This window comes from Methylobacterium sp. B1, from assembly GCF_000333255.1.
GTDB lineage: Bacteria > Pseudomonadota > Alphaproteobacteria > Rhizobiales > Beijerinckiaceae > Methylobacterium > Methylobacterium fujisawaense.
Genome location: NZ_BACT01000206.1, coordinates 1 through 4,064 on the forward strand (window position 1 = coordinate 1; position 4,064 = coordinate 4,064).

The 4,064-nt window shown below is 70.4% G+C and carries 4 protein-coding genes and 1 pseudogene; 1 reads left to right on the forward strand and 4 read right to left on the reverse strand.

Features of this window, described 5'->3' with window-relative positions:
- The first annotated feature begins 527 nt into the window (after nt 1-527).
- Nucleotides 528-2,174: a hybrid sensor histidine kinase/response regulator gene (locus tag I53_RS05430; protein ID WP_043347548.1), complete on the forward strand. Its 1,647-nt coding sequence runs from the start codon at nt 528-530 to the stop codon at nt 2,172-2,174.
- A 55-nt stretch (nt 2,175-2,229) separates the two neighbouring features.
- Here the strand turns inward: I53_RS05430 and I53_RS05435 are convergent, their stop codons facing one another.
- The 4 genes and pseudogenes from I53_RS05435 to I53_RS05450 all read right to left on the reverse strand — a co-directional run.
- Entirely contained in the window at nt 2,230-2,514 is a 285-nt protein-coding gene (locus I53_RS05435; protein ID WP_051044681.1) for a hypothetical protein, read from the reverse strand.
- A gap of 160 nt (nt 2,515-2,674) precedes the next feature.
- Entirely contained in the window at nt 2,675-2,881 is a 207-nt protein-coding gene (locus I53_RS05440) for a hypothetical protein (RefSeq protein WP_043347550.1), read from the reverse strand.
- Between the two features lie 302 nt (nt 2,882-3,183).
- Nucleotides 3,184-3,879 (reverse strand): urea ABC transporter ATP-binding subunit UrtE, encoded by a 696-nt coding sequence (gene urtE / locus I53_RS05445; protein ID WP_043347553.1) that lies wholly within the window; start codon nt 3,877-3,879, stop codon nt 3,184-3,186.
- 2 nt (nt 3,880-3,881) lie between these two features.
- Nucleotides 3,882-4,064, reverse strand: a pseudogene (locus I53_RS05450) (ABC transporter ATP-binding protein); the annotation flags it as partial.

Here is a 4,064-nt window from a genome sequence, read left to right on the forward strand (position 1 = left end):
CGCCTCTATCGATTCGACCCGGCCACCGGCACCTACCGCTGAGGCCGGCCACCCGGCCGGCCTCCCGGAGGGCCACCCGCCACGCCACGGGGTGCCGGTCGCCGGGAGCACTCGGCCGTGGAGCGAGACTATTTTTGCAGTGTCGTAAACAAGATCACACTGAATATTTTCCAAATCGATGTTGTTGTGATGATCGGACTGGGCTGTGCCGAGGATTGTCGAGGATTGTATAGCCGCCCGGCGCCCGGAAATGCCGTCCGCGTCGCCCGATCGCCCCTTCTTTTTACCACTGGTAGTGCTGCTCACCCTCAGGTAGGCTTGGGAGATCTGTCCTCGGTCGGCGACGGTTGCGGCCGTTACCCGGGTCCGGGCGGTGATACGGCTGGGCAGTTCGCACGATGACGCGACAGCAGGATACCGGGGCCGGCAGGAGGGGGGGCGGGCCGTATGCCGGAGGCGCAGCCCCCGTGAAGTCCCGGGACGGCGTCGGGGCCGTGCCGTTCGCTTCCGGCCCGGCCTGATCGCCGATGTTCCAGCCGCGCCGCCAGCGGGACGAGGCGTACGACAACGAGAAGGCGCAGGCCCTCATCCGAGCCGTCGTCATCGGCTGCGCCTGCCTGTATCTCCTGCCCCAGATCTACGGTGGCATCGCCCCGCCGGAAGCCCGGTTCGTCGCCTATCTCGTGACCGGCCATTGGGTCTTCGCCGTCGCGCTGTACGGCTGGATCGCCCGGCATCCCGGCAGCAACACGCCGCGCCGCGTCGTCACCTTCGCCCTCGATCTCGGCGGAATGACCTACGCGATGGCCGTGGGCGGCGCGCCGTTCCTGCCGCTCTACGCGATCGTCATCCGGCTGATCGTCGGCAACGGCCTGCGCTACGGGGGCACCTCCCTGAAGGCGTCCACGGCCGCGGCCCTGGTCTCGCTCGCGGTCACGACGTATTTCAACGCGTACTGGCGCGGCAATCCGTTTCTCGTCCTGACGCTGGCGGCCATCACCGTCCTCGTGCCGACCTACATCTACAGCCTCCTGGAGCGTCTGCGCCGCGCCTATGAGCGCGAGCAGGAGGCGAACCTGTCCAAGTCGCGCTTCCTGGCTCAGGCGAGCCACGATCTGCGCCAGCCGATCCATGCCATCAGCCTGTTCACCGCCTGCCTGCGGGACGCCCCGCTGGGTCGGGAGGAACTGCAGATGGTCGAGAACATCGACCGGTCGCTGCAGAGCGTCTCGCGCCTGTTCAAGTCGCTTCTGGATATCTCGACCCTCGACAGCGGCCGGGTGGTGCCCCGCCCCGAGCCTGTCCCGGTCAACGACATCCTCGACGACGTGTGGCGCCAGAATTCCGAGGCCGCCCAGCTTGCCGGGACGGTCCTGCGCCGCCGTGCCTGCGCCAGCGTCGTGGACACCGACCGGGCGCTGCTCACGACGATGCTGCAGAACGTCGTCAACAACGCGATCAAGTACGCGCCCGGCCGGCCGATCCTGATCGCGTGCCGGCGGCGGGGCGGTCGGCTCGCCATCCAGGTCTACGATCGCGGCCCCGGAATCCCGGCCGAGCATCAGGACAGGGTCTTCGACGAATTCTACCAGATCCGCCGCCGCGGCGACCGGGACGTCGAGGGCGTGGGCCTGGGCCTGCCGATCGTCCGGCGGCTCGGCGCGCTGCTGGACCTGGCGGTGACCCTGCGCTCGGTGCCGGGGCGCGGAACCTGCGTGACCATCGGCGACCTCCCCCTCGCCGAGGCTCCGGTGCCCGCGGCCCCGCGCGACGCCCTCGACCCGCCGGCGACGATCGGCGGGCTGCGCGTGCTGCTGGTGGAGGATGACGGCGCCGTCCTGCGGGCGACGGCCAGCCTGCTGCGCAAATGGGGATGCCGCGTTCAGGCCGAGGCCGGGATCCCCGGTGCGCTGCCCGAGATCGACCTCCTCATCACCGACTTCGAACTCCGGAGCGGCGTGACGGGAACGGAATGCATCGCGGCGGTCCGCGGCCTGGCGGGCCGTGCGCTGCCGGCGGTGGTGATGAGCGGCCATGACGAGGCGCGCGTGCGCGAGGATCTGGGCGCACCGGACATCCCGATCCTCTCGAAGCCGGTTCGGCCGGCCGAGCTGCGCTCCGTCCTCGTCGCCGCCAGCATCAGGCTACGCCCGCGGCCGGTGCCGGTCGCGTGAGGCCGGCGCGCATGCGGTCGCGGATTTCCCCTTACCGGGCCCATTGCCGGGCCCCTTACCGGGCCAGATCGCGCCGGTCCTTGCCGGTGCCCTTGCCGGGACGCTCCGTCCCCTCCCCGCCGGCCTGAGGGTCGATCATCGCCTTCAGCAGCGCGTCCCGGGTGAGGCCGTGCTCGGTGGCGATCTGCGTTACGATCCGGAGCGCCTGGGCGGCGGGGGAGCGGTCGGTCACCGGCAGCCGTGCGAAGGCCTGGCTGACGCGCGTGCCCGCCACGTATCCGATGACGATCCCGACGATCACGCCGCAGGCTCCAGCCAGGATCAGGACACCGATCTTCATGAGTCACCCGTCAGCGGTTGCGAGGCTGGCGCCTTCTGACGCTCCTGCGCGGGTGCTTTCAAGCCGGACCGTGCCGACCCGGCAGCCGGCGGGACGCCCGCGTCGCGCGGAGCCCGATTCTCACAGGCGGGCGATGGCGTGACCGAATCGGTCGCCGCCGTCAGCCCTGCTCCGCGCGGTCCGCACCGTCGCGCGATTCGGCCTCTCGGCGGGCCGCGCGGGCCTGGGCGATGAGGTCGATGGCCGTCAGCGCGGCGTTCGCCCCCGTGCCGCCGGCCAGCAGCAGGCCCGGCGGCATCGTCCGGATCTGGGGGCGGCCGCTACGACCGCCGCGGCGTCCGGTTCTTCGATCGGTCGCGTTCGTCATGAGGCCCCACCGCCTGTCAGCGCGGACCGGTCTGCGGACGCGGCCTTGGTAGGGAGATGGTGACCAGCTCGCCGGTGATCGGATCCAGGATCGTCATGGGCGCCCCCGTGGTTGACCCCCATGGCGAACCCAAATTGTGGTTTAACCTTGGCCGAACGAGGCGGTGAACACAGATTTCGTGACCGATGTTCCGGTTGCCCATCGTCTGATTGCTGAACATCCGTCCGAATAATCGGATCGGAGGGCCGGATTCCCAAGTGCCTCCGGCGCAGCACCGGCAGGGGCGTGGCGACCGGCGCGCCCTACACCGACATCCACCGGAGCACGTCGGCCTCCACCATCCCGGCCCGGGGGCCGGCCAGCACCACCTGCCCGCGATCCATCACCGCGTAGGAATCGCAGAGGTCGCGCGCCCACGCGAAATACTGCTCGACCAGCACGATCGCCATCTCGCCCTTGGACCGGAGATAGGTGATCGCCCGGCCGATATCCTTGATGATCGAGGGCTGGATGCCCTCCGTGGGCTCGTCGAGCACGAGGAGCTTCGGCCGGGTCACCAGCGCCCGGGCGATGGCGAGCTGCTGCTGCTGGCCCCCCGAGAGATCGCCGCCGCGCCGGTGCAGCATGTCCTTGAGCACCGGGAACAGGTCGTAGATCTCCCCCGGGATGTGGCGGTCGCGGCGCTTCAGCGGCGCGAAGCCGGTCTCCAGGTTCTCCTTGACGGTGAGCAGCGGGAAGATCTCGCGGCCCTGGGGCACGAAGGCGATCCCGGCCCGCGCCCGGTCGTAGGGGGCGAGGTTCTGGATGGGACGGCCGTCGAGCCGGATCGCGCCGGAGCGCACCGGCTGCTGGCCGACGATCGCCCGCATCAGCGAGGTCTTGCCCACGCCGTTGCGGCCGAGCACCGTCGTCACCCGCCCGGCCTCGGCCGTCAGGGAGACGCCGCGGAGCGCCTGGGCGGCGCCGTAATAGAGGTCGATGCCTTCGACACTGAGCATGGTCATCGTCCCAGATAGACTTCGACCACCCGCGGGTCGGCCGAGACCGCGTCGATCGAACCCTCGGCCAGCACTGCGCCCTCGTGCAGGCAGGTGACCCGGCAGCCGAGGTCGCGGACGAAGTGCATGTCGTGCTCGACCACCAGGACGGCGTGCTCGCCGGCGATCCGCCGCAGCAGGCGGGC